General features: G+C 62.4%; 1 protein-coding gene and 1 rRNA gene. Both read right to left on the minus strand.

All coding sequences use genetic code 11. The features are described from left to right. Nucleotides 1-146, minus strand: a 16S ribosomal RNA gene (locus ACLP25_RS13830); the annotation flags it as partial. A 616-nt stretch (nt 147-762) separates the two neighbouring features. Then, the gene (locus ACLP25_RS13835; RefSeq protein ID WP_442469765.1) at nt 763-2154 is read right to left on the minus strand and encodes a cytochrome P450; all 1392 of its coding nucleotides are present in this window, start codon (nt 2152-2154) and stop codon (nt 763-765) included. Nucleotides 2155-2511 lie beyond the last annotated feature (357 nt).

Genomic DNA, 2511 nt, shown 5'->3' on the forward strand with positions numbered 1-2511 from the left:
CAAGTTTCCCTGAGTTATTCCGAACCAGAGGGTATGTTCCCACGCGTTACTCACCCGTCTGCCGCTCCCCTTGCGGGGCGCTCGACTTGCATGTGTTAAGCCTGCCGCCAGCGTTCGTTCTGAGCCAGGATCAAACTCTCAAGTTGAACTTGAAGATCTCAATCCCGACTGGTCACTCTGGCTTGGAGCGTCTCTCAACGCTCCGCGCTACTCTTGACGAGTTTCCAACACTTCGCTCCCCAGGCGGCGTCCAAGCCCAAGGACCGTCTCTCGACGTCCCCAAACCCAAACCACCCAAAGCGCGATGGTGTTATGAAACGTGACCGTCGTTAGGTCTCTTCTTCTGAGTAATCCAACCGCCAACCCAGATCAGCCTGTCAGCCAACCCAAACCAGCAGAAAGAAACCCAGACGCAAGGACCACGCCGCCCACGTCTCTCTTCCTTCCGATGAAATTGTCAAACAGCGACGGACCGGAATGCTCCGATCCTGCGAACCCGGTTGGCGCCCGGAGGCGATCCGCCTGCCGAACTCCGATCGAACCCGAAACTCTCACTCTATAGGCTCCGCTGACGCGAAGCAGGAACGACCGAAAGCTCTCCACCCCCACCTCTCAGTAGGGAGGAGCGCGCTCAAGAAGTTCCCGAAACCGGCTCGGTCGGCCGCTCCGTGGAGCGCGCCGTCGTCGTCAGTGGTAGCGATATAGAGCCGTCCCGTTTGGCTGTCAACGTAACTTCACGAAGAAGTTTTCAGCTGGAGATTTCTACGTCGATTCGCGGCGCTTCACATGCATCCTCAGGCCCCTCCGGGGACGCAGCGTGATCCTCTGCTGCGGCGCGACTTCTTGTCCCTCTACCAGTTCGAAACGATACGTTCGCAAGAGGTTAGCCAGTATGATAATCGCTTCCTGCAGCGAGAACGGCATGCCGATGCACACGCGCGGACCCGCGCCGAACGGGATGTAGGCGAACCGGTCGATGCGGTCCCGGTTGGCGCGAAGAAAGCGTGACGGATCAAAGGCGTCAGGATTTGTCCACAGGTTCGGCCGCCGGTGCAGCACATAGGGCGAGATCGAAATCACCGTTCCGGCCGGAATCGGAACGCCGAGAATTTCGTCGTCGGCGATCGCCTGCCGGCTGAGCGCGGCGGCCGGCGGATAAAGCCGGAGCGCCTCCTCGAACACCGCGCGAAGGACCTCACAATCCTCGAAAGACGACGGCCGCGCCGGATCGAAGACATGGCTGGCCTCTTCCTCGGCGCGTTGACGCCAATCCGCGGCCTGCGACAGCAGATAGAGCGACCAGGTCAAACCATTGGCGGTCGTTTCGTGTCCCGCAAAGATAAACGTGACAATGTTGGCGCGAATGTCGGCGCCAGGCAGGCCACGGCCCGTCTCCGGGTCCTTGGCCTCGAGCAGCGGCGTCAGGAGATCGCGCGGCGCGTCGCCGCCGCCGTCCAGCAGCCGCTTGCGGTTGTCGATGACGCTGTCGACCACGGAATCAAAGAATTTCAGCGCCGGGCGGCCGCGCCGACGGCCGAACCGGGGCAGAAAGGCGGGCGCGCCGAGGAGGTCGAGCGGGTCGAGGCGACCGAAACTGTCGAAATACTCGGTCACGGCGCGCTGGAATTCGCTCACTTCCCGCCCGAGCCCCTGCGAGAACAACGTCTGCTCGAGCACCTCAAGCGCGATGCGCGACATGAGCTCGCCGACGTCGGCGACCGCACCGTCGCGCCGGCGGCTTAGGCGCTCGACGGTCGTCGCGGCGACGCCCTGCATTGCCGGGGCGAAGTCGGCGACCGCGCGCGGCGAGAACAACGGCGCGAGCGACCGGCGCTGGAGGCGCCAGGACTCGCCGTCCGCTGTCACCAGGCCATTGCCCAGACCCGGGCTCAGGATTCTGAGCTGCAGGTCGTCCTTGCGGTAGTTCGCGGCGTTGTCGAGAAAGATCCGCCTAACCGCCGCTGGATCATGCGCGGCGGCGCGCAGGCCAAGGATCGACCGGCCGATCAGGATCGGGCGATCGAAATGCGCCTGCGCCCAGATCTCAATCGGGTTGCGCCTGAGCGTCAGGATCGTCGAGAGCGCGCCGCGCGGTTTGTCCGACCGCGGCGGATAGGGAGGAACGAAAAGCTGGGAAGCTGCCGCCGTCGCCATCGAAAACCGCCTTCGCCACACGCCCGCGCGCTTAATGTAATCGGCGCGCGTGACTTCGGCAGGGGGTGAGGGCTGCATTATCTGCTGGCGCTTACGGCGTGACATTGTCTTGCGTTCAATCGGAAGGCCAGCATTGTCCATTTATGAAACGTATGACGAAGCGCAACGAATTCGGGAGACATGTCGTCTTCCGCTATGGCTACAGCGTCCACGCCCGGACTGTTTTTCTTTCCCGGCTCAATGGCTGGCCTATGCGCTCCCCTTCCGTCGTAATGGCGAAATGATGGACAATATAATTGGCGCAGGAGATCGTAACGAGCGCAAAAACAAGAATGACGTGGCAGGCGCGCAGTCTCG

The sequence above is a fragment of the Roseiarcus sp. genome, assembly GCF_052145395.1.
Lineage (GTDB): Bacteria > Pseudomonadota > Alphaproteobacteria > Rhizobiales > Beijerinckiaceae > Roseiarcus.